A 24,472-nucleotide genomic window follows, 5' to 3' on the forward strand; every position below is an offset into this window, starting at 1 on the left:
GGGTTCCATCGTAAGATGAAACTCATTCAACGTCGTGCTTATGGATTTAGAAATTTTGAAAATTACAGGTTAAGAGTTAAAGTTTTGTGTTCTTGATTATTTGTGCCCCCGGAAATGGGGATGAGCCGGATGAGCCGGTTTTAGCTGTTAGGTCAGCTTGAAACTAATATGGCGCGCCCGGAAGGATTCGAACCTCCGACCCTTTGGTTCGTAGCCAAATACTCTATCCAACTGAGCTACGGGCGCATTGATTGGCGGAGAGAGAGGGATTCGAACCCTCGATGGGATTTCTCCCATACTCCCTTAGCAGGGGAGCGCCTTCGACCACTCGGCCATCTCTCCAATCAATTGGTGCGCAGTATATCAGGTATTTTTATGACGTCAATATCCGAGCGATATAATCCAGATTAAAATTATTAACTGATTGAAAATATGATAATTTCACTTTAAGAACAGTCCTTGTAATTTAGTTCTTTTTATAATTTCCAAATTTGCTGTTTACTGCTAATCTTAAACACTATAAAAATTAGGACATTGTTATAATGTGATCAAAATAAGGAGTATCAATGAAACACAAGTCAAATTTAAGTGGGCGAGATGTGTACGTTGTCGATGGAAGTCGGACTCCATATCTTAAAGCTAAGAGAATAGGTCCTTTTTCTGGTTCTGACTTAGCTGTAGCTGCAGGCGCGGCTTTATTAAATCGACAACCATTTTCTCCTGCTGCCTTGGATCAAGTGATTTTAGGTAGTGCAATGCCGGGTCCTGATGAAGCGAATATAGCACGCGTGGTTTCATTGCGATTAGGTTGTGGTGATAAAGTTCCTGCATTTACTGTAATGAGAAATTGTGCGTCAGGCATGCAGGCTCTTGATAATGCTGCTATTGAGATAGCTAGTGGTCGCAGCGATTTAATCCTTGCTGGTGGCACTGAAGCAATGAGTCATGCTCCTTTACTGTTTAATCATAAAATGGTCTCCTGGTTGGCTAATTGGTATGGTTCTAAAAGTGTTGGTCAAAAACTTGGTCTTGTAACTCAATTTAGACCGTCATATTTTGCACCAGTAATTGCATTAATGCGCGGACTTACCGATCCGATCGTAGGGCTCAACATGGGACAAACAGCAGAAAAAGTTGCTTATCGATTCGATATTACCCGTGAACAAATGGACGAATTTTCTCTACAAAGTCATTTAAAATTAGCAAAAGCATATGCCGAAAACAAAATGTCGGAGGTAATTCCCATTATTGACAATAAGGGACATGTTTATACTCAGGATGATGGGATGCGGCCTGATTCAACTATCGATAAATTAACCAAATTAAAACCTTATTTTGATAAAAAGTACGGTATGGTAACACCAGGTAATAGTTCACAAGTAACCGATGGGGCTTGTCTATTACTGTTAGCAAGCGCAGATGCGGTCAAAAAATATGATTTAAAAGTTATAGGTAGAATCGTAGATTCTCAATGGGCTGCACTTGATCCTTCGCAAATGGGGCTGGGGCCTGTTCATGCAGCAACACCTATTATGCAACGACATAATTTAAAACCTGATGATTTTGATTGCTGGGAAATTAATGAAGCATTTGCTGCGCAGGTATTGGGCTGTCTTGCAGCCTGGAATAATGATGAATATTGTAAAATACAGCTAGGCCTGGACAAGGCTTTAGGTGCGCCCTCAATGGATAAATTAAATCGTGAGGGTGGTGCAATAGCAACGGGACATCCTGTTGGCTCTAGTGGTGCACGTATAGTGCTTCATGTATTGAAGTCATTAGAACAAAGAAATGAGTCGCGAGGAATAGCCTCTATTTGTATCGGCGGAGGACAAGGAGGCGCGATGTATTTAGAACGAGTGACGAAGGTGAATGGACATGAATAATTATAAAAATTGGGATTTAAAACGAGACGCTGACAATATTCTGTGGTTAGGTCTGGAGAGAAAAGACACGCGTGTTAATAGTGTCAATGAAGAAGTTTTAGATGAGTTGAACAGTCTCCTTCATGAAATTAACCAAGATAAACATGCTGTAGGTTTAATTATTTATTCAGCAAAAAATAAAGGATTTATTGCAGGAGCTGACATTACTCTTTTTTCCAAATTTGACACGCCTGCCCGGGCAGTTGATTTTTTATGCAAAGGACAGGCCGTATATAATCGATTACAGGCTTTAACGATTCCTACTGTAGCTATGATTGATGGGTTTTGCATGGGTGGTGGCTACGAATTAGCATTGGCTTGTACTTACCGTATTGCGACTGATGAAAAAGATACTCGCATTGGTTTACCTGAAGTTTTGTTAGGTATTCATCCCGGGTGGGGTGGTACTGTGCGTTTACCTCAGTTAATTGGGGGGTTTAATGCTTTATCACAAATTATTTTAACGGGAAGTGCTGTTCCTGCAGCAAAAGCCAAAGCTTTAGGTATGGTTGATGAAGTGGTGCCGGTTCGACAATTAAAACGAGCTGCTATTTATTTTATTAAAAATAAACCTCCAGTACATAAACCTTCTTTTGTGCAAGGATTAACAAATAGTGCCTGGGTTAGAAAACCATTGGCTGCATTAATGCGAAAAACTGTCGCTAAACGTGTGCGTAAAAATCATTATCCGGCACCCTATGCCATTATTGATTTATGGGAAAAAGAAGGCGGTAGAGGGGATAGAGCTTATTTGAAAGAAATAGATTCTGTTGAGCAATTAATCTCTCATGGGACTGCTTCAAAAAATTTAATTCATGCTTTTGAATTAAAGGAACGATTAAAAAGTTTTGCAAAAGACAGTGACTTTAAAGCACAACACGTACACGTTATTGGGGCAGGGGTGATGGGTGGTGACATTGCTGCATGGTGTGCATTCCGGGGAATTCGTGTGACTTTACAGGATCAATCCTACGAAAAAATAGGTCCCGCAATAAGTCGTGCATATGCTTTATATAAGAAAAAACTACGCAAGCCTCGGTTAATTCAAGCTGCGATGGATAATTTAATACCCGATCCTGAAGGACATGGTATTGCACAAGCAGATGTCATTATTGAAGCGATTTTTGAAAATCTTTTAGTAAAACAAGAGATTATCAAAAAAATAGAAAAGCTCGCTAAAAAAGATGCCATTATAGCAACGAACACATCAAGTATTCCTTTGGATGAAATAAATAGTGTAATGAATAACCCCAAGCGTTTGGTAGGAATTCATTTCTTTAATCCAGTTGCCAAGATGGATTTAGTTGAAATTGTAAGCAGTGCTTCAACAGCTAAAAAGGTGGAACAGGCTTCTTGCGCTTTTATAAATCAAATCGGTAAATTACCATTACCTGTTAAATCCAGCCCTGGCTTTTTAGTGAACAGAGTGTTAATGCCCTATTTAATGGAATGTGTTCAATTGTTGGAGGAAGGATACAGCGCTGAGACTATAGATGAAGCAGCATTAGAGTTTGGGATGTTTATGGGCCCAGTTGAATTAGCTGATACTGTGGGTATGGATGTTTGTTTAGCTGTAGCTGAAAACTTAACAGCTCATTTTGGCGGTACTGTCCCACAAAAATTACGTGATATGGTAAAAGAAGGTAAGTTGGGTCGTAAAACTGGTGAAGGGTTTTATCAATATAAAAATGGGAAACCAATAAAAAAACATCCTGTTGCAGTTCATGATCAACATATTGCGGATAGATTAGTTCTGCGCATGGTAAATGAATCTGCTGCATGCTTACGTGAAGGTGTGGTTGTCGATGCAGACTTACTTGACGCCGGTATGATTTTTGCCACTGGATTTGCGCCGTTTCGCGGTGGTCCAATGGAGTATGCTAAGGACATTGGAACAAATAACTTGGAGCAGTTATTTAAGACTTTAGAGTCCAAATATGGTGAGCGTTTTAAAGTAGATGAGAGCCTGTAAGGCTCTTCCCCTTTATGCCCTGATGCTTATATTTTGCTTCAGGGCATAAAATCTACTCAAATGATTTAAAAGGTACGTGCACATTTACAGAACTATCCTGAAAGTTGGGACTGGATCTACTGTGACAATAGTTTAAAAAATAATAACTAATTAATAATACTATGATGCTCCCTACCAAATCGGTACAATAATGCCAACCTAATAAAACACATGAAGCAATTAAAAAGACATTGATAACTGCCAGAATGATACAAGGAATTATCCATTCTCTAAGTAAATTAACGCATAATATCGCCCAAATGGCATGAAATGACGGTAATGCAATTAAGCCACCATCATTAGTTGTTGGTTCAATGTAATGATGAATTTGACTAAATTTCAGACCTGTTGCAATTTGATCTACAGAAAATAGCGTAGGATCTATAACACTGGCTGGGGCTGTAGTAGGAAAAAAATAATAAAATCCAAAACCAAATAATGTGGTAGATAGTAAAAGAAAATAATATTCTCTAAGAAGATAAAATCGACAAGTGAAAATTACCATTAAAGGCAAAATACTCATTTGATAGGGTAGGGTGTCATAAATGACACGGAGCAAATTTTTAAATAAAGGCTGGTTATTAGTCCAGTTCACTATTTCACTTATATTAACATGAACCTGTTTTTCTAAAGCAACAATTTCGTGATCAATAGTTGGAAAAGGTGTTAATTGAACTGCATTAGTTGCTAAAGCAATAATTACCATTACACTGAAAAAATACAGTAATTCTTTACCTATCAAACATAGGTTACTGCCTTTTGTAAAAGAAAGTCTCAGCCCTAAATTAACAAGTATTAATAACACAGCCATTAAAGGTATATTTTCTGGAAAAAAATTATTTCCAGGAAATTGATAAATAAAATTATTAATTAAAAAAATAAAACAACAAAGAAGGAGTATGAACCCTGAAAGTAATTTGATACATCGAGAAGATATTTGAGGCATTTAAAGGAATTATTCGCTCGTTTCTAAAAGTTTCTTTTGTTTAATTGCATGAAAAATTTCTTCTCGATGCACATTTATTAAGCGAGGAGCCTCAACACCAAATTTAATGTTCCCATGTTCTTGGGTTTTAAAGGCAAAAACTTTAACAATTGAATCATTGATAGTAATCATTAAAGGTTCTTCAAAGTGAAGAGAAATAATATCCATTAAAACCTCGTTGCATTATAGCGAAGCGCTCTGTAAATCAAAAGAATTTCTTAGAACGTTAACCTACTTTATAGATACTTGTCACTATAATTTATGCGAAATTAATAAAAAAAAATAAATTACAATTGGATACGAATATTGATCAAGAAAAATTACGGCTTATCATTGTCATAAACGGTTAAAAGAGTTACAATTGGCAGATTTTTTTAAACCTTGCCTTACTGTTTATATGTTGAACAGAAGGCTTTAATCCATAAGGAGAAACCATGAGACATTATGAAATTATGTTTCTTGTGCACCCGGATCAGAGCGAACAAGTACCAGGAATGGTTGAGCGCTATGAAGGGATCATTAGTAAGCATAATGGTGTAATACACCGTAAAGAAGATTTAGGTCGTCGTCAATTAGCTTATCCAATCAATGATGTACACAAAGCTCATTACATACTGATGAATATTGAGTGTTCCTTAGAGGCACTTGAGGAAATTAAAAATGCATTCAAATACAATGATGCTATTTTAAGAAACTTAATCACTCTTCAAAAACAAGCGATTACTACAGAATCTGTGTTAATGAAGAAAGAAAAAGAAATCAGAACAGCTTAGAGCTTAATAGGAGTACATTTATGTCAGCTTATTTTCGTAGAAAAAAAATGTGTCGTTTTAGTGCTGAAGGTGGTAATGAAATTGATTACAAAGACATTAATTTATTGAAAAATTACATTTCTGAAACAGGTAAAATTGTACCCAGCCGTATTACTGGTACCCAAACCCGTTTTCAAAGACAATTAGCTAAAGCAATTAAGCACGCCCGATTTATTGGTTTGTTACCCTATTGCGATAGCCATGGATAGTAGATAATGCGTATGGGTGAAATGATAACAAAACATTGTAAGGTACTACTTGAGAGCAAGCAGCAATCCATTATATATGCTGTTATTTTCTCAGTTTTGCCTTTTGCATCTTGGATGTCTATAGCTTTGGTTAGTCTTGTCACCTTAAGAAAAGGTGCTCGTTCAGGCTTCGATGTTTTGTTACCAGCACTTGTCTTTCATTCTGTTCCTTTAATGATGTTATATCCATTATCCAGTGCATTAATTAACACTCTGATTGCTTATTTGCCTTGTTATTTTGGAGCTTTGGTCTTACGAAAAACAGAAAAATGGCAGGTAGTTTTTGGAGTTTCTTTACTCCAAGCATTTTTATGGTGTTTATTAATACAACAGTTAGCTCCTGATTTTATTGTATTGCAGTTTAATCAATTTAAATCGGTATTAACGCAATACCCAGAGTTAATTGATACCAACATGGATGGAATAAGGTCACTCAATCTGGCACAATTGTTTTTCGGCATTCAGATATTAAGTATAATTGTTTCAGCAATTATTTCTTTAATGTTCGCTCGTTCAATTCAAGCTAAATTGTTTTTACCTGGCGGCTTTAAACAAGAGCTCTTGGCTTTTAGAAGTGGTAAGCTTTCATTATTAATATTAATTGGGATTTCCTTAGGTACTTATTATGAAATACCTTTAGCGATTAATATTCTCCCTATGATGCTGTGTTATTTTCTGGTATCTGGATTTGGTTTGGCTTATTTTATTTTTTCTCGTAAAAGCCAGATTAAGGTATTTATACTATTATTTCTGCTTATCTTGTTGAAACCGACTTTTGTATTATTTGCCTATATTGTTTTTGGTGTAGTTGATAGTTTATTTAATTTTAGATCTTATCTCCCAGAGCGGGTGAGAGAATCAATTTAAGGGGTTATGTAAGATGGAAGTTATCTTAATAGAAAAAGTGAGAAATTTAGGTAACCTAGGTGATAAAGTAGAAGTAAAATCAGGTTATGGTCGTAATTTCTTAATACCACAAAATAAAGCGGTATTTGCCACTTCTAAAAATATAGAGCTGTTTGAACAACGTCGTGCTGAGCTTGAAAAGAAAGCACAACAATCTTTGGGAACAGCAGAACAACGTGCTGCCAAGTTAAACGATACTACTTTAGTAATTAGTGCAATGGCTAGTGACGAAGGAAAATTGTATGGCTCTGTTGGTGTAAACGAAATCAAAGATGCTTTACTAGAGAAAAACATTGAAATTAGCAAACGTGAAATTGTAATGCCTGATGGTCCTTTACATTCTATTGGTAACTTCATTGTTGAAATTCATGTTCACAGTGACGTTATTGCTAATCTGCAAGTTGAGGTTGTTGCGGCTAAATAAGCGAATGTAAGTTCGGTAGTATCTACGTTCGGCGGACCGTAGATACCCTACAATTTACTGATAAGGATATCGTAATGTTGCAAATTAAAAATTGGATAGTTAGGATCATGGGTACAAAACCATCACATGATGGGGAAATTATCGATGAATCTTCTGAAGAATCATTTCCAGCAAGCGATGCTCCATCCTGGATAGCTGGAACAGATGAAATTAAGCATCCTGCAACTGCATCAAATATTGTGCTCACAGATGATTTCCACAAAAATATCCAACAAATTCTTTCTGTAAATGATATTAAATATCACTACTATAGCTTATCCGTTGCTGAACAAGAAGGACTCCAAGGTTTATCAACACTACCATTCACTTTAAAAATTCTTTTGGAGAATTTACTTCGTCATTTAGATGGAAACACAGTTACTTTTGATGATGTCAAAGCAGTAATTGATTGGTTAAAACAAAAAAACTCAGAACGTGAAATAGTTTATCGTCCAGCGCGTGTTCTAATGCAGGATTTTACGGGTGTGCCTGCCATTGTCGATCTTGCCTCAATGCGCGCAGCTATTAAAAAGCTTGGTGGAAACTCTGAACAGATAAATCCTCTTTCACCGGTTGATCTTATTATCGATCATTCCATACAAGTTGATCAATTTATTGTACCCGATGCGTTTAGGATAAATGCTAGGATGGAAATGGAAAGAAACCATGAGCGTTATGAGTTTTTAAAATGGGGGCAAAATGCATTTCAGAATTTTCGTGTCGTGCCTCCAAATACCGGAATATGTCACCAAGTTAATTTAGAATACTTAGCCAAAACAATTTGGACTCAGGAAATCAATGGAAAAATGTATGCCTATCCTGACACATTAGTAGGTACAGATAGTCATACGACCATGATTAATGCTCTTGGTGTACTGGGATGGGGGGTCGGGGGTATCGAAGCAGAAGCTGCCATGTTGGGGCAACCTGTTTCTATGCTGATTCCTGAAGTAATTGGTGTAAAACTGACAGGGAAATTACAAGAAGGGATTACGGCAACCGATTTAGTTCTTTTCATAACACATCTTTTACGTGAAAAAGGAGTGGTAGGTAAATTTGTTGAATTTTGTGGGGATGGACTACGCAATTTATCTATTGCAGATAGAGCAACAATTAGTAATATGTCTCCTGAATATGGCGCAACCTGTGGTTTTTTTCCAATCGATGACACCACACTTGATTATTTGCGTTTAAGCGGCAGAGAAAAACAGAACATTGATCTGGTTGAAGCTTATGCAAAAACTCAAGGTTTATGGCATGATACTCAGGCGGAGCCTAGTTATACAAATTTAGTCACGCTGGATTTATCAACTGTTCGAGCATGTATGGCAGGGCCCAAACGTCCACAAGATCGAGTTGAATTGGCAAATTTGGCTAACACCTTTGATAAATTCTTAGCTGAAAACAAACGAAGTGAAGAGAAGAAAAAATCATTTAGTACCGATGCTAATTATGAGTTACACCATGGGGATGTTGTTATCGCTGCCATTACTAGTTGCACTAATACGTCTAATCCTAATGTACTTATCGCTGCTGGATTATTAGCAAAAAAAGCAGTTGAAAAGGGAATGATACGCAAACCATGGGTAAAAACTTCATTTGCTCCAGGTTCACAAGTGGTCACCCTCTATTTGGAAAAAACCAACTTACAAAAATATCTTGATCAACTAGGCTTCACCTTAACAGGCTATGGATGTACAACATGTATCGGAAATTCCGGACCTCTGCCCGAACCTGTCGAAAAAGCAGTGATTGAACATGATTTAATTGTTTCAGCAATACTTTCTGGGAATCGTAATTTTGAAGGGCGTATTCACCCACTTGTTAAAGCAAATTGGCTTGCATCACCACCGCTTGTTGTTGCATTTGCTCTTGCTGGCACTACTTTAATTGATTTGACAAAAGATCCCCTTGGAAAGGATAAATCGGGGGCTCTAATTTATTTAAAAGATTTATGGCCAACTGATGCTGAGATTGCTGCTGAAGTGGCAATAATCACCAGTAAAATGTTTTATGAGACCTATAAAAATATATTTATTGGAACAGAAGAGTGGCAAGCTTTAAATAGTTCTGTATCAGATACTTATACATGGCAGTTGAGCTCAACGTATATCCAACATCCCCCATTTTTTAATGGAATGGGCGTAATGCCAGAAAACATTAAGGATATTAAAGGGGCACGAATTTTGGCTCTCTTTGGAGACAGCATTACAACAGATCACATTTCACCGGCAGGCTCTATTAAGCCAGACAGTCCTGCAGGAAGTTATCTGCAATCGAAAGGCGTGGACATAAAAAATTTTAATTCTTATGGATCACGGCGCGGAAATCATGAAGTTATGGTGCGAGGAACATTTGCAAACATCCGTATTAGAAATGAAATGATTCCTGGAGTTGAAGGAGGTTTTACAAAATATATTCCTAGCGGTGAAATAGTACCCATATATGATGCGGCAATGGCTTATAAAAATGCACAAATAGCATTGGTTGTGATAGCAGGTAAAGAGTATGGAACTGGCTCTTCCCGCGATTGGGCAGCAAAAGGTCCTAAGCTTCAAGGAGTAATGGCCGTGATTGCAGAAAGTTTTGAGCGAATTCATCGTTCGAATTTGATCGGCATGGGAATTCTTCCTTTGGAATTTTCCAAAGGTGTTACTCGTAAAACATTAGGAATCACAGGTTCCGAATTAATTGATATTCTGGGGCTTGTGCAGATGCAACCACGCTTGTTGGTAAAGGCTATTATTCATAGAGAGGATGGAACTCAAGAGGAAATTAATCTTATCGCAAGAATCGATACATTAAATGAATTGGATTATTATAAAAATGGTGGAATTTTACACTATGTATTAAGAAGTATGTTAAAAAAATAAGTATATTGGGTACTCTTCATCCGTTGGATAATCGTTGCATTACAACCAGTCATCAAAATTTATCGTCGTTTTTTTACCTATAGCGGCATAATTTTTTTCTAACCATTTATCTGCTTTTTGCCGACCCAGATCACGTAAGGTTATTAGAAAGTCCCAATCAGGATTATATACTGTAGATAATGGGAAATTACTCATACTTTTGTCTGCTTTAATACAATGCATGTTTAGTTTTTTTAATGTGTGTTTGAATTCTTTTTTTATCACACCTTTATTGATTAACTGTGAGACAAATGCAATGGCACGCATTTCACGCATGAGAGAAGAATTAAACGAGATTTCTCGCAAGCGCATATCAATTTCTGCAACTGTCATCGGAATATTTTCTCTAAAATCTGGAATAGTATGTACGACAAGAATATCTCGACATTTTGTATTATAAATAAGAGGAAAAATTGCTGGATTTCCTAAATAACCTCCATCCCAATAAAACTCACCCTCTATTTCCACTGCATGAAATAATTTTGGTAAACAGGCAGAAGCTAATACTGCATCCAGTGTTAACTCTTCTTCATTGAAAACACGAATTTTTCCTGTTCTTACATTAGTGGCACAAATGAATAATTTTACGTTGCTTTGTTTTTTTATTTTTTCTATATCAATAATAGTATTTAATACTTCCTGAATAGGATGAAAATTGATTGGATTAAATTGATAAGGTGATAGGGAACCAATAATAGTATTAAACATACTAAAGTTAAGAGGTGATTTTAAGAAAGGTTCCAGATAAATATCGACTGGAGAGGTTGCTGTAATACCAAACATTTTTCCAAAATCACTCATGGCTTGCCAAAATTCATAAAGTAACTGACGAGCACCTTGATTACCACCTTCGAGCAATCCTTGTGCTAAAACAACAGCATTCATGCTTCCGGCACTTGTTGCAGAAATACCATCAATAACAAACAATTCTTTTTCTAGAAATTTATCTAATACTCCCCAAGTAAAAGCTCCGTGAGCACCTCCACCTTGTAAAGCAAGGTTTATTTTTTTCTTAGTGGTCATTTTAAATAATTCCTTTTTCAAAATAGGAGCTATTATTTGAACAGTTACTTATTTATTAAATAATCTTCAACGACTTCCCCATAAGGTAAGGTCAGATCGGTTACAAAATGAGACACAGCTACAATTTTCATTACCGGTAATTGCGCTATTGGGGCGAGAGCATGAGGATGAAGCTCTAAACTTCCAGGCCCAGTCCAACATCCTTTGACCGTAATATCAGTTAAATAAGTCCGAGTCAGTTGGTTAATTTCAGGGGGGCCATCTACTCCAGGTATGTTTTTAAGTAAAAAAATTGGTTTTTTCAGTGTTTCTAAAATACTTTTTTTATCTCTTTCGTGATGTTTATATCCCATAGTTGCTGTTGCAATTCGAATACTTCCGTAATCTAATGTTCCAATTAGAGTATCTTCTTCTACAAATAATTTTGGTTTTGCTAATTTTTTAGGGAACCCCCAAATTTCACGTCCTCCTGCAATAGGCGCATGACAATCTAGGAACATCGTGAGGGTAAAAGTTCCTTCTTCTCCTTTATAGCGGACGGGAATCACTTGCCCTGACTCGGTATAATCACCAAATCCTGTAGAATCAGGCATTCGAATAAATTCAAATTTCACCACCGGCTCTATTATTTCCAGTGGTGAAGGGACTACTAGCCGTAAAATCTCGGGATCTGTTTCGTAATTAATAATAAAAAATTCACGATTTATAAAACGATAGGGACCACAGGGATAAGTCCTCATCCATCGAGGAGCTGGCATGTTAAATTCATTAATAATGGATTGATGTGACATAATACCTATTCCTTTATTGAGTCGTTTGTTTATCACTGTTCCTTGTCACTAAGTATAGTCAAGTTAAAAATTTTTGTACTTCTATTAGGGGAGCTATTTTTGTGTCTTTAGACGACATAAAAGGTAGTAGATACCTAATTCTATTTGATCTCTCAGGGTTAGACCACGGGACATATTAGGACTGAAGTCAGGGCAAATGTATCTAATAGTACAACGTAAGAACAAAATGCCCACGTTCTGTGCTTTATACACGGAATCCAGAACCGATCTTGATTAGAAATCGTATGGATGCCACAGCTCGTAGGCAAAAACGAGGCTTTTTATGCTCAAAAATTAAATGTGTTTGCTCTGGACTGAAGTGATGCTTGGTAAATAATTAATAGTTTCTTAATAATTATTTAACATACTTCTCCGTCCTAACAGTTTTATAGATTTATCGCAAATGAGCACATTGATTATTAAAGTTAAAGGAGTACCATCCAATTTGAACTGAATCAAATCCAATATACCCAATGAATGGGATCGGAACATTCAAGAAATAGAGTTTACCTCAAATACTAGCCATGTATTACCACTTTAAATAAATTCCTTTTGCTACAGACTCTTGAATTACTGCATTTTGAGATTTATTAAAAGAAACCCAATAATTTCCCATGTTACTTAAAGCAAACCGCACTCGTGGATATTGACATACATCCAGAACATCACGGCAATCAATAACAGAAGTTTCTTCACCAATACGTTTATAACATCTAAAATTCAAGTTTTTTATGTCAGAAGCAAAAGCGCCCCAGTTCATTGAGTCAAGGGTTGCGTGTAATGGTGGACTCATAAATGCTTCATCAGAAGCTTGATGTTCTAATTCAATTTGTGTATTGGAATGATTCTGTATCAAATAATAGGATTGTTTGCCAGTGTCATTTAATAGTAAATAATTTTGACTGTAAGTAAAACCAGAAACTTCACACCCTTTAGGGAACGAACTGTCAGCAGGTGCATTGCAGACTAAAATCGTCGAAAAAAGAATGCCTGTAGTGATACGACTAAAATGTGACATAATTAACCTCAGTAAGCAAAATTTCAGTGCTATTTTAATCATAATAAAACCAAAGTCTATGGCTGCAAAATAAAAAAATATTAAACTCTGTTAATAGCTTATTCCAGCTAGCGAATTAATCCTTCCTTGCAGTAATTTTTGCTTTAAACATGGGATAATAAGTTCGGTAAAAACTTAAATACAAGTACATGCTCACATAGGCCATTGATAAAAAAAGCCAAACAGCATTGGTATCAGGGTAGTAAGTCAACAGACAAATTGAACTTATCCCATAAATAATAGAACAACAGTGCATGAGTGTTTTTAGTGTCTTAGATTTTGTTAAATAATCAAGTCTCGACGGGTAAACATATTTAACTGGAACAAAAATAAGCACGGAGAGTATTGCCAATATAATGGCGTTAGTAGTAGCAGATGTATTAAAAAGAAACATATAAAAAATGGTAATATTCCAATAACAGGGAAATCCTTTGAAAAAGTGATCAAGTGTCTTGGCATCTAGTTGGCAAAATTGATACGACGAGGTAATGGTAATCGCCGCAATAATAGGTAGTGAGAGATGGTTTGGCAACATATCTGGTTTTACTAGCAAGAAAAAGCAGGGGGTAATAACATAGTTTACATAATCAACGAGATTATCCAGTAAAGTCCCGTCTATTTTAGGCAACACTTTTTTAATATTAACCAAACGGGCAAGACTGCCATCTACTGCATCAATGAAAACAGTAATCGCCATAAGCGATAACGCAAAAATATATTCGTGGTAATGTATTTTTGCAAGAGTCAAAACGCTAATGAATGCCGCGCTTGCGGTAAATATATGCACTGACCAAGCCGCTACATAGTGTAAGGGGTGGAAGTGTAGTTTGCTTAAGTTCATTAATTGTCCTAGGGTTAAGGGGTGTTAATTAATTTTTACATTAACATCTCAATTGATTGTCGTTGTTTTTTATGGAATATCATAGAATATAAAAATAGTATCAATAATTAAAAGTGGTGCGCAAGAAAAGTTAGTAATTTTAGCTAAATATAAATTTAGTATGGTGAATTAATGAAAATTCAAACGATAAATCCTGCTACTGGAAAAATAATTAAAAGTTATGAATGCCTTAATGAATTAGAAATTCGTAAAAAAATTGAAGAAGGACATAAAGTATTCCAGAAATGGAAGCAGACTTCATTTGCTAATAGAAAAACATTGATGTTGAAACTTGCGCAACTCCTTAAAGAAAAAAAGGAAGAGTTAGCTCTGTTAATGGCTGCTGAAATGGGTAAACCTATTACAGCAGGTAAATCAGAAATTGATAAATGCGCTTGGGTATGTGAGCACTATGCTGAATATGCAGAAACTTATTTGGCACCCCGAAAAATACAAACAGAGATGAAGACAGCAAAAGTTTGTCATGTCCCATTAGGTATTGTTTTTGCTATTATGCCCTGGAATTTCCCATTTTGGCAGGTCTTTCGATTTGCGGTACCTACCATTATGGCTGGAAATGCTGCCATTTTAAAACACGCGCCTATTTCATCAGGTACTGGAAATCAAATTGAACAATTATTTAATGAAGCAGAATTTCCCCCGAATCTGTTCCAACATTTTATTGTTGATAATGAAGGAGCTGCAAAAGTAATCGAACATCCCCATGTTGTGTCAGTGACGTTAACAGGTAGTGAGCGCGCAGGAACTGTTGTAGCATCCCATGCGGGAAAATTTTTAAAAAAATCATTACTTGAACTAGGAGGCAGTGATCCTTATATAGTGCTTGAAGATGCTGATCTTGATTTAGCAGCACAGTGTATTGTGAGTTCACGACTTAATAATTCTGGGCAAGTATGTATTGCTGCTAAACGTATTATTGTCTTAGCTGCTGTTGAAAAAGAGTTGGTCGATAAGATTATTAAACACATGTCTTTCTTCAAAATGGGGAATCCTCTTGATCCTAAAACAAACCTTGGACCTTTAGCTCGTTCTGACTTACGAGATAACTTACATAAACAAGTAGAAAAATCGCTTAAACAAGGTGCTAAATTATTGCTTGGTGGTATAATTCCCAAGGGTCAGGGATTTTATTATCCACCAACCTTACTTACACATGTATCACCGGGTATGGCAGCTTTTGATGAAGAGTTATTTGGTCCTGTTATTTCAATTAGTTCAGTTAATGATGAAAAAGAGGCCATAACCTACGCCAATCAAAGTCAATATGGATTAGGTGCCGCAGTATTTACACGTGATTTGGAGAAAGGGGAGCGTATTGCTACGTATGAAATAGAAGCGGGTGTTTGTTTTGTCAACGCTTTGGTTTCTTCAGATCCACGCTTACCCTTTGGCGGGATAAAACATTCAGGCTATGGTCGTGAGTTATCGAAAGAGGGTATATTAGAATTTGTGAATACCAAAACCGTAGCAATAAATGATTAATTGTTATCTTGAGTGCGGAGGAAGGGATGCATAATAGATTTCTTTCGAAAAAACTCACTGCAAAACGCAAAATGTGTGGAGACTTAGAAGTAGAGTTTAAATGCTTCGAACACTGAGTTGACAAAGCAATTTTGCTTGTGCAGTAGCGTTTCGAAAGAAATCTTACTTTAAAACAATAATACTTGCTGTAGAACAAAAGCAAAACTGACGGGGTATACAATGTCCTATAAATTTGAAGAAGGTAAACAGGTGTTAATTGAAGCTATTGCCGATAGAATCAGGAATTCTATGGTAGGGGATCAAGCTAAATTGTGTGCCGAATTTGCCAAGCAATTATATGGAACTGTCGCCATGGAAGACCTGAGTTCCTGGGAGCTTGAAGACCTTTACGGCACTGTAGTAAATCTTTGGTCGTTAATTAGCGAGCGTGCTCCTCATGAAACTAAAATCAGAATTTATAACCCTGATTTTGAGCGTCATGGCTGGCAAACAACGCATACTGTGATCGAAATTCTTTGTGATGACATGCCATTCTTGGTCGATTCCATCCGCCTAGTGATCCATAGAATGGGTCTTGCTTCTCATTTAACTATTCATATGGGAGGTATTCGCGTTAAGCGAGATAAACAAAATCGTATCTATGAAATTTTACCTCGCGACCAAGTAACTGAAAATAAAGATGTCATCCATGAGGCACCTCTATTTTTAGAGATTGATAGACAGACAGATCCTAAAATTCTTGAGGAATTGCATAAGCGTTGTGAACGTGCCATTGAAGATAATCGTGTTGTTTTTGAAGATTGGGAAAAGATGCGTAATGAAGTCAGGGAAGCGATTGTTGAAATAGATAAGGTTTCTTCCGTGCTTGATCTTGGTGAAGTTGAAGAAACCAAAGCATTTTTAAATTGGATTGAAGATCATCATTTTACGTTCCTGGGTATGAGAGATTATGAACTAGTTAAACATGGTAAAGAAACTATATTGCAAGCGATTCCAAAAACTGGTTTAGGTCTTTTACGAGAGAGCGTTACCAAATCAAAGACTCTCAGTATTTCTGCAATGACTCCCGAAGTTCGAGAGTTTACTTTGTCTCCACGTATTTTAGTCATGTCAAAAACTAATACTTTAGCTAGTGTTCACCGTGATGCTTATACCGATTATATTGGTATTAAGCGTTTTAACGACCACGGAAAAGTTATTGGTGAGCGAAGAATTATTGGTTTGTATACCTCAGCTGCTTATCATACGAACCCGAAGCAAATTCCCTTTTTGCGGCGAAAAGTTGCATTAATTATGGAAAACTCGCAACTTAATCCGCGGAGTCATTCAGGTAAAGTATTATTAAATATTTTGGAAACCTTACCTCGTGATGATTTAATCCAAGGAACTGAAGAAGAAATATTAGAAATTGCAATGGGTATTTTCTACATGCAAGATAGAAAACGAATTCGCTTATTTGCACGTATGGATGTTTACCATCGCTTTGTTTCATGTTTAGTGTATGTTCCCAAAGAACGTGTGAATACAGAACTAAGACTTGCCATGAAGCAGATTTTGGAAGAAAGCTTTAATGCGGTTGAAACGAGCTTTTCAACACAGTTTACTGAATCGGTTCTTGCGCGAATTCATTACATCATTAAAATTAATCCAGAGAATTGTACTGAGTATGATTTAAAAGAAATTGAAAAGCGATTAATCGACATAGGGCGTTCGTGGAAAGATGAATTGCAGTATTACTTATACGAAGCTTATGGAGAAGAGCAGGCGAATAGTTTGTTTGCACGTTATCGAAATGCATTCCCTATTGCTTACTGCGATACTTTTTCAGCAAGAATAGCTGTCTATGATATCAAACACATCGAGATGTTAACCCCAGAAGATTCTTTAGGCATTAATTTTTATAAGCCTTTAGACGAATCAGAGGACAGTTTTAGATTAAAAATTTACCAATATGATGTGACGATCCCATTATCTGATGTATTGCCCATACTAGAAAATCTAGGTTTACGTGCAATCAGCGAGCGTCCTTATGCGCTTAAATTTGAGAATGGTAAAGTAACTTGGGTTAATGATTTTGCCTTACAATACAACAAGAAATTTGCATTTGAACTCGATGAAATTAAAGAGTTATTTCAGAATGCTTTTACCAGAGTTTGGTTTGGGGATGCAGACAACGATGGGTTTAATCAATTAGTTCTAGCAGCCGGTCTTAACTGGCGTGAAGTTGCTATTTTACGTACTTATGCAAAGTATTTTAAGCAAATCGGTTTTACTTTCAGCCAGGACTATATGGAAATGGCTTTAAATAATAACATCAGCATTGCAAAAAAATTAGTACAATTATTTGAAATTCGTTGTGATCCTACTGCTGGGAATAATAGAGAAAAACGTTTTGCAGCACTTTCTGCTGAAATTTTAGTGGATTTAGATTCAGTAGCAAACCTGGATGAAGATAAGATAATTAGACAATACATTCATGCAATTACTGCAACTTTACGCACTAATTTCTATCAAGTCGATCAAAATGGTAATCCAAAAAGTTATATTTCAATTAAATTAAGCAGCAAAACAATACCTGGTTTACCTAAACCTTATCCTATGTTTGAAATTTTTGTTTATTCGCCACGTTTTGAAGGAGTGCACCTACGTTGCGCTAAAGTAGCTCGTGGAGGATTACGTTGGTCTGATCGTCGAGAAGACTTCCGTACTGAAATACTTGGTTTGATGAAAGCACAACAAGTAAAAAATTCTGTAATTGTACCCAATGGTGCGAAAGGTGGCTTTGTACCTAAAAATTTACCTGTTAATGGATCACGTGAAGAAATAATGGCTGAAGGGATCAGTTGCTATCAATTATTTATTCGTGGCTTACTGGATGTTACAGACAATTATGTTGATGGTGTATTAGTTAAACCAGCCAATGTGGTGTGCTATGACGATGATGATCCTTATCTGGTTGTTGCGGCAGATAAAGGTACTGCTACTTTTTCTGATCTAGCTAATGCTATTTCCCTGGAATATGACTTTTGGTTGGGTGATGCGTTTGCATCGGGTGGGTCTGTCGGATATGACCATAAAAAAATGGGTATTACTGCCAAAGGTGCTTGGGAGTCAGTAAAACGCCATTTTTACGAATTGGACATAGACATTCAAAACAACAATTTTACTGTGGTTGGTATTGGTGACATGGCAGGTGATGTCTTTGGTAATGGCATGCTTTTGTCAAGGCATATCAAATTACTTGGGGCGTTTAATCACATTCACATTTTTATTGATCCTAATCCTAATGCGAAAATTAGTTATAACGAACGTGAGCGTTTATTCCAATTGCCCCGTTCTAGCTGGGCCGATTATGATAAAAAACTCATTTCTCAAGGAGGTGGCGTATTTAATCGTAATGCAAAATCTATCCCTGTTAGTAAGGAGATGCAAGAGGTTTTTGACATTAAACAGAGTGAAATTGAACCTAACGAATTAATTCGTACTATTTTAAAAGCTAAAGTGGATTTACTGTGGAGTGCTGGTATCGGTACTTACGTTAAAGCCAGTACTGAATCAAATGCTAGTGTCGGTGATCGTGCCAATGATGCGACACGTATTAATGCGAAACAATTGCGTTGTAAAGTAGTTGGCGAAGGTGGTAACTTGGGATTAACTCAATTGGCACGAGTTGAATACGCCATAAATGGTGGAATGGTGTACACTGATTTCATTGACAACTCAGGTGGAGTAAATTGTTCTGATAAAGAAGTAAATATTAAGATCTTACTTAATAGTATTGTCACAGTAGGTGATTTAACACCCAAAAAAAGAAATGAATTGTTAAGTGAAATGACTGATGAGGTTAGTAAATTAGTACTTCGTGACAATTTTTTACAAACGCGAGCGATTAGTTTATCAGCTTCACAGGCACTACAGGCGTTAGAGTTACAAGGCCGTTATATTCAGGAATTGGAACGCACAGGAAAAATAGATAGAAATCTGGAGTTTTTGCCTGATAATAAAGCGCTACAAGAACGTAAATTAATGGGGCAAGGTCTAGGGCGTCCAGGAATTGCGGTATTGATGTGCTATAGCAAATCTATTTTGAAAGAACAAATTTTAGCTTCTGGGGTTCCTGAAGAAAGTTATATGGAACAATTTTTAATTAATTCATTTCCAAAACCGTTACAAAAGCGATTTAGTAATCAAATGCAAGATCATCCGCTGAAACGGGAAATTATTGCTACAAAATTAAGCAATATTATCGTCAATGAGATGGGTTTTACATTTGTCTACAGACTACAGGATGAAACTGGAGCGCCTGTTTCTGCCATTGTTAGAGCTTATATGATTACACGTACCGTTCTTAATTTAGAATCAATTTGGAAACAAATTGAAGAATTGGGTACCAAGATTAATTCTAAAAAACAGATTGAAATGATGATGTTGTATGTACGACTTTCACGTCGGGTTACACGTTGGTTCTTACGTACCCAACGTCGCTCTCTGGATATTACTGAAACAGTAAAAATTTATTCACAAGGGATGATTGAGCTTAAGGCATCTATTCCAGCTATTTTAAGTGAAGAGCGACGAGTTAATTATGAAGAGCACTATAAGGAACGGTTAGAAGAAGGCATACCACCAACCTTAGCGCACGAATTAACGGTAACGCGTGGTCTGTTTTCTGCAACCGACATTATTGAAATAGCGAATAAGCGAGGCTTAAAAGTAGCTAGAGTTGCGGAAATTTATTTTGGTATTGGGGAATACTTAGAGCTTTCTTGGATAAGAAAGCAAATTATTATGCATCCTACCGAAAACCATTGGGAATCTTTATCTAGAGAAGCATTAAGAGACGATCTGGATTGGCAACAACGTCAATTAACTGATGGCTTGCTCAATTTTGACTATAAGAATACTGATTTACACGTTCGCCTTACTGCTTGGGGAGAAACTCACAACGCATTGATTGAACGTTGGCATCATATTTTATCTGACTTAAAATCCAGTTCAGCACTTAACTATACTATGTTTTTTGTCGCGATAAGAGAGTTGCTTGATTTGACTCAGACTACTTTGCAATTTTACGTAGAAGATTAAGCTTGATAAAAATTTCCTATCTCTAAAATAGAGATAGGAAATTTTTTGTGGCAATTATCAGTCAATCCTTAAATAGTTAATTGTGGGCATTCTAACGACATTAGTTCTTCATGACCTTCAAATAATACTGGTTCCGTAATCTCCTTTAATAGACTAATTGCAACTAAATAATGTTCATTATCTAATATTGAAAAGTCAATTAATTCACCTATTTCTGCCCCCTCAGGTTTTTTTAACAACTTTTGTCCCGAATAAATTTTTTCTTTAGTTTTTATTTTATGAACTTTCAATTGGTGTTTTATGGTGGCTTTGTAATGCATTCTTGCAATAATTTCTTGGCCTTTATAACACCCCTTGCTAAAACTAAGATAGGGTGTTTGATGCAAACTTAATCGATGTGGTAAAAATAAACCTCTAGATTCAGGATAAATATTAATTTGCTGTTTTGCCAATCTTAAGGTATGCCATGTCAGTGAGCCGAGTAACTGATCTTTGGCTGCAAAATTTGTATATATTTCTTTAGCAAATTCGTCTTGAGCCAAAAAAATATAAAAATTATCCCCTAAATGATAACAACAATTATGAGCACCATAAGTGAGCGCATAAAGATTCTGAGGAAAGAAATTTAAATCAGAAACTACATCTTCTTGATTTTGCAAATAAAATCCAAGAACTCTTAATTCACTATTTTCTTTGAGGGAAACTCGAGATAGCATGGCTGCCTTATCTAAAGATTTAATTGTAGAGTCCATTAAATCTTTAGGAAGAACTAATTTGATGCCGCTCCAATTAAGAACATCCATTAACGCTAAAATGCGTCCTTGTAGATTGCATTGAGCACCCTGGACAATTTGGATATCCGAAATTTTCTGGACATCACAGGTTAATTGGCCTTGAAAAAAATCAATAGTTTTATCACCTACACTAGCCAGTACACCCAAATAGGATAGATCAAATAAATAATTTTTTTCAGGATGTAGTTTCAGCTCATGTTCGATAGTATTAAAGGTGGTTAAGGTTCTATTATTAATTAAGTGATTAAAAGTAATTGTCATAAAATTAACGATTTCCGTTTGCAAAGACAGTAGTGTATCATTTACCCGTTCGTTAAATCATTAAGAGATTAATAATGCTTGATGTCCGTGAAAAAGCAAGGTTTGCATGGCACTGTCGTCGTGGAATGCTTGAATTGGATTTAATTTTGCAGTGTTTTTTAAATCAACGATTCGATGAGTTGTCTGCAGCAGAGCTTAAAGTATTTGACTCACTACTTACTTGCACAGATCCAGAGTTATATGCCTGGCTTATGGGCTACGTAGAGCCAGACAATAAAGAGTTTAAAAAAATTGTTGCCCTTATCCGAAATAATCATTAAGCCTGGGAAATCAAAATCTTATTTGCGGTTAATATTATTTATATATTTTTTAACCGTTGGACTTGTTATTTATTCTGCAGTATATCTCTTAGTTAAATTAATACTTATTTTCTTTATTATAATGTCGCTAAAATTTGATTGGATAAATAAGAGTCCAGATAATGGTATCCAAGCGATTCAATTTATTGGTAATGAATGGATTTTATCTTTGAATAATGGCAAGGATCAACGTTACAATGAAGTTCAAATTCTAATCCATAATATTTTATTTCAACTTCTGCAATTCACCCATTCAAAGAAAAAAAGATTTATTATTCTTTTTCACGACCAGGTTCCCAAAAGTCAGTTGCGCATATTACATCTAAAAATTGCGCAAAATAACGCAGATAAATAGGTCATCATAAGCAGGACTGAACATGGGAATGTTTGGGAGAGTTGAATCGAATCATTGTTAATCCATATTGATTATTTATTAATAATAAAAAGAAGTGAGAAATGCAGGCTATTATTTTAATAAATCAGCTGATATTAAAAAAACATGTGTTAAAATAGTTTTTCATTCATGTAAATTCTAATATAAGACTTCTATGCTGGAAAGTGACCGCTTAATCAGTACCCAAATTATAACCTCTGAAGAAGCCATTGATCGTGCAATTAGGCCTTTAAGTCTGAAGGAATATATAGGACAAGAAGTTGTTAGTTCACAAATGCAGATTTTTATCGATGCAGCAAAAAAACGAAATGACGCATTGGATCATGTTTTGATTTTTGGTCCGCCAGGTCTTGGTAAAACAACATTAGCAAATATTGTTGCTCATGAAATGGGTGTAAATCTTCGTCAAACTTCCGGCCCTGTTATTGAGCGTGCAGGGGATATTGCCGCAATACTGACCAATTTACAAGAAAATGATGTATTGTTTATTGATGAAATTCATCGTTTGAGTCCTGTGATTGAAGAAATTCTTTATCCAGCAATGGAAGATTATAAACTAGACATTATGATAGGAGAGGGGCCTGCTGCACGTTCTATAAAATTAGAACTACCACCCTTTACATTGATTGGGGCAACGACTCGAGCTGGTTTGCTTACCTCGCCATTACGTGATCGATTTGGAATTGTACAACGACTGGAGTATTATTCAGTTGATTCATTATCACAAATTGTCGCTCGTTCAGCACAATTATTACATGTTGTCACTCAGACCGAAGGGGCCAGAGAAATTGCCATGCGCTCTCGGGGCACGCCGCGTATTGCAAATCGTTTGCTGCGACGGGTTCGAGATTATGCTGAAGTAAAAGGGGATGGTGTAATTAATAGAAATACTGCTCAAAGAGCCTTAGAAATGTTAGATGTTGATAAACATGGTTTTGACCTTATGGACAGAAAGCTTTTGTTAGCAGTGATTGAACAATTTAGTGGCGGTCCAGTCGGTGTTGATAGCATTGCTGCGGCAATAGGTGAAGAAAAAGGAACTATAGAGGATGTTTTGGAGCCATTTTTAATACAACAAGGATTTCTTATGCGTACATCCAGAGGTAGAGTGGTAACTCCTAGGGCTTATCAGCATTTTGGTTTAAATACAGTGGAGTAGGAATAGAATCCTGTAAAAGATGGGGTGGGGATTGTATACCAAGCGAACTACCTTTAGTATATTAACGAATTTAAAACTCAGGCGATTTCCAAATTAAAAACGTGTCGCTCAGAATAGGTACATAAAAACAGTTACAAAAGATCTTGATATCGGAGATAAGAAAGATGAGTAGTCAAGCAAGTGTATTAATGTATTTTATGCAAGCCGGCTTGGTAGTTAAATCAGTAATGATTTTACTTGCCTTTGCATCCATCATGTCATGGACATTGATTTTTCAAAGAGCCTGGTTTTTTAATCGTAAGAAACGATTAACTGATGCCTTTAGTCGCAGATTCTGGGATAGTGGGGATCTAAGCAGACTTTATGCAGATATCGATAGTAATTCTGATGAGCGCCAAGGAATGGCTGCAATCTTCCATGCGGGCTTTAAAGAATTTGTACGTGCAAGAAAACAAGGCAATGTGGTGATCGAGCCGATACAACGAGTGATGCAAATTAGTCATGCCAAAGAGGCAGAAAAATTAGAACAACATTTACCTTTCCTAGCCTCTATAGGATCCATTGCTCCCTATGTGGGATTATTTGGTACAGTTTGGGGTATAATGACTTCGTTCCAAGCCTTAGGCCATGCTCAGCAAGCTACAATTGCGATGGTTGCTCCTGGTATTTCAGAAGCATTAGTTGCAACAGCTTTGGGATTATTTACAGCGATTCCTGCGGTAATTGCTTACAACCGATATTCAACTCGAGCGAATGTTTTATTGGATCGATTTGATTTATTTCAGGAAGAATTAATCTCGCTGATAGAACAACAAAACAGTAATACTGTAAGAGGATAAAGTTTCAAAATGATCAGAACCAAGAC

Annotated in this window: 20 protein-coding genes and 2 tRNA genes; 13 read left to right on the forward strand and 9 right to left on the reverse strand. The window is 36.3% G+C overall.

Features of this window, described 5'->3' with window-relative positions:
* Positions 1-96: transposase (locus WA877_RS06130; RefSeq protein ID WP_136627894.1), on the forward strand; the 96-nt coding region annotated here is incomplete at its 5' end.
* Positions 97-169: 73 nt separating this feature from the next.
* On the opposite strand, the gene WA877_RS06135 is transcribed toward WA877_RS06130, so the two are convergent.
* Both WA877_RS06135 and WA877_RS06140 read right to left on the reverse strand, forming a co-directional pair.
* Positions 170-246, reverse strand: a tRNA-Arg gene (locus WA877_RS06135).
* 6 nt (positions 247-252) lie between these two features.
* Positions 253-342: transfer RNA gene (locus tag WA877_RS06140), tRNA-Ser, on the reverse strand.
* Between the two features lie 224 nt (positions 343-566).
* On the opposite strand from WA877_RS06140, the gene WA877_RS06145 reads away from it, so the two are divergent.
* On the forward strand, positions 567-1,886 hold the full coding sequence (locus tag WA877_RS06145) for an acetyl-CoA C-acetyltransferase (protein WP_425170046.1): 1,320 nt from the start codon (positions 567-569) through the stop codon (positions 1,884-1,886).
* Positions 1,879-3,897, forward strand: coding sequence for a 3-hydroxyacyl-CoA dehydrogenase NAD-binding domain-containing protein (locus tag WA877_RS06150; RefSeq protein WP_425170047.1), 2,019 nt, complete (start codon positions 1,879-1,881; stop codon positions 3,895-3,897). The genes WA877_RS06145 and WA877_RS06150 overlap by 8 nt, the downstream gene beginning before the upstream one ends.
* Positions 3,898-3,949: 52 nt before the next feature.
* Here WA877_RS06150 and WA877_RS06155 read toward each other — a convergent pair whose 3' ends face one another.
* Together WA877_RS06155 and WA877_RS06160 are read right to left on the reverse strand one after the other, a co-directional pair.
* Positions 3,950-4,882 carry a phosphatase PAP2 family protein gene (locus tag WA877_RS06155; RefSeq protein ID WP_425170048.1) on the reverse strand — a complete coding sequence of 311 codons (933 nt, stop codon included), beginning with the start codon at positions 4,880-4,882 and terminating at the stop codon, positions 3,950-3,952.
* Between the two features lie 9 nt (positions 4,883-4,891).
* Positions 4,892-5,089 carry a carbon storage regulator gene (locus tag WA877_RS06160; RefSeq protein ID WP_425170049.1) on the reverse strand — a complete coding sequence of 66 codons (198 nt, stop codon included), beginning with the start codon at positions 5,087-5,089 and terminating at the stop codon, positions 4,892-4,894.
* A 266-nt stretch (positions 5,090-5,355) separates the two neighbouring features.
* Here WA877_RS06160 and rpsF point away from each other — a divergent pair, with 266 nt between their 5' ends.
* The 5 genes from rpsF to acnA all read left to right on the forward strand — a co-directional run bounded on the left by rpsF (position 5,356) and on the right by acnA (position 10,223).
* Positions 5,356-5,694 carry a 30S ribosomal protein S6 gene (gene rpsF / locus WA877_RS06165; protein ID WP_425170050.1) on the forward strand — a complete coding sequence of 113 codons (339 nt, stop codon included), beginning with the start codon at positions 5,356-5,358 and terminating at the stop codon, positions 5,692-5,694.
* 20 nt (positions 5,695-5,714) lie between these two features.
* Positions 5,715-5,942 carry a 30S ribosomal protein S18 gene (gene rpsR, locus WA877_RS06170; RefSeq protein WP_006871756.1) on the forward strand — a complete coding sequence of 76 codons (228 nt, stop codon included), beginning with the start codon at positions 5,715-5,717 and terminating at the stop codon, positions 5,940-5,942.
* A 6-nt stretch (positions 5,943-5,948) separates the two neighbouring features.
* Positions 5,949-6,848: a hypothetical protein gene (locus WA877_RS06175; protein ID WP_425170051.1), complete on the forward strand. Its 900-nt coding sequence runs from the start codon at positions 5,949-5,951 to the stop codon at positions 6,846-6,848.
* Positions 6,849-6,861: 13 nt separating this feature from the next.
* On the forward strand, positions 6,862-7,311 hold the full coding sequence (rplI, locus tag WA877_RS06180) for a 50S ribosomal protein L9 (RefSeq protein ID WP_425170052.1): 450 nt from the start codon (positions 6,862-6,864) through the stop codon (positions 7,309-7,311).
* Positions 7,312-7,385: 74 nt separating this feature from the next.
* Complete coding sequence (gene acnA, locus WA877_RS06185; protein ID WP_425170053.1) at positions 7,386-10,223, forward strand: aconitate hydratase AcnA; 2,838 nt, start codon at positions 7,386-7,388, stop codon at positions 10,221-10,223.
* A gap of 39 nt (positions 10,224-10,262) precedes the next feature.
* Here the strand turns inward: acnA and WA877_RS06190 are convergent, their stop codons facing one another.
* From WA877_RS06190 to WA877_RS06205, 4 genes are all read right to left on the reverse strand, one after another.
* Entirely contained in the window at positions 10,263-11,285 is a 1,023-nt protein-coding gene (locus WA877_RS06190; RefSeq protein ID WP_425170054.1) for a patatin-like phospholipase family protein, read from the reverse strand.
* Positions 11,286-11,329: 44 nt separating this feature from the next.
* Positions 11,330-12,076, reverse strand: a complete 747-nt coding sequence (locus WA877_RS06195; RefSeq protein ID WP_425170055.1) for an acetoacetate decarboxylase — start codon at positions 12,074-12,076, stop codon at positions 11,330-11,332.
* 568 nt (positions 12,077-12,644) lie between these two features.
* Positions 12,645-13,133: an enhanced entry protein EnhB gene (locus WA877_RS06200; protein ID WP_425170056.1), complete on the reverse strand. Its 489-nt coding sequence runs from the start codon at positions 13,131-13,133 to the stop codon at positions 12,645-12,647.
* A 115-nt stretch (positions 13,134-13,248) separates the two neighbouring features.
* Positions 13,249-14,013, reverse strand: a complete 765-nt coding sequence (locus WA877_RS06205) for a CDP-alcohol phosphatidyltransferase family protein (RefSeq protein ID WP_425170057.1) — start codon at positions 14,011-14,013, stop codon at positions 13,249-13,251.
* A gap of 171 nt (positions 14,014-14,184) precedes the next feature.
* Here WA877_RS06205 and WA877_RS06210 point away from each other — a divergent pair, with 171 nt between their 5' ends.
* Positions 14,185-15,555 (forward strand): NAD-dependent succinate-semialdehyde dehydrogenase, encoded by a 1,371-nt coding sequence (locus WA877_RS06210; RefSeq protein ID WP_425170058.1) that lies wholly within the window; start codon positions 14,185-14,187, stop codon positions 15,553-15,555.
* A 219-nt stretch (positions 15,556-15,774) separates the two neighbouring features.
* Entirely contained in the window at positions 15,775-20,640 is a 4,866-nt protein-coding gene (locus tag WA877_RS06215) for an NAD-glutamate dehydrogenase (protein WP_425170059.1), read from the forward strand.
* 68 nt (positions 20,641-20,708) lie between these two features.
* On the opposite strand, the gene WA877_RS06220 is transcribed toward WA877_RS06215, so the two are convergent.
* The gene (locus WA877_RS06220) at positions 20,709-21,695 is read right to left on the reverse strand and encodes a YgfZ/GcvT domain-containing protein (RefSeq protein ID WP_425170060.1); all 987 of its coding nucleotides are present in this window, start codon (positions 21,693-21,695) and stop codon (positions 20,709-20,711) included.
* 74 nt (positions 21,696-21,769) lie between these two features.
* On the opposite strand from WA877_RS06220, the gene WA877_RS06225 reads away from it, so the two are divergent.
* The 3 genes from WA877_RS06225 (at position 21,770) to tolQ (ending at position 24,446) form a co-directional block, all read left to right on the forward strand.
* Positions 21,770-22,015: a succinate dehydrogenase assembly factor 2 gene (locus WA877_RS06225; RefSeq protein ID WP_425170061.1), complete on the forward strand. Its 246-nt coding sequence runs from the start codon at positions 21,770-21,772 to the stop codon at positions 22,013-22,015.
* Between the two features lie 587 nt (positions 22,016-22,602).
* Positions 22,603-23,607, forward strand: coding sequence for a Holliday junction branch migration DNA helicase RuvB (ruvB, locus tag WA877_RS06230; RefSeq protein ID WP_425170062.1), 1,005 nt, complete (start codon positions 22,603-22,605; stop codon positions 23,605-23,607).
* A gap of 164 nt (positions 23,608-23,771) precedes the next feature.
* Entirely contained in the window at positions 23,772-24,446 is a 675-nt protein-coding gene (gene tolQ, locus WA877_RS06235) for a protein TolQ (RefSeq protein ID WP_425170063.1), read from the forward strand.
* The last annotated feature ends 26 nt before the right edge of the window (positions 24,447-24,472 follow it).

Origin of the sequence: Legionella sp., assembly GCF_049790535.1 — a bacterium.
In the GTDB taxonomy this organism is placed as follows: Bacteria; Pseudomonadota; Gammaproteobacteria; order Legionellales; family Legionellaceae; genus Legionella.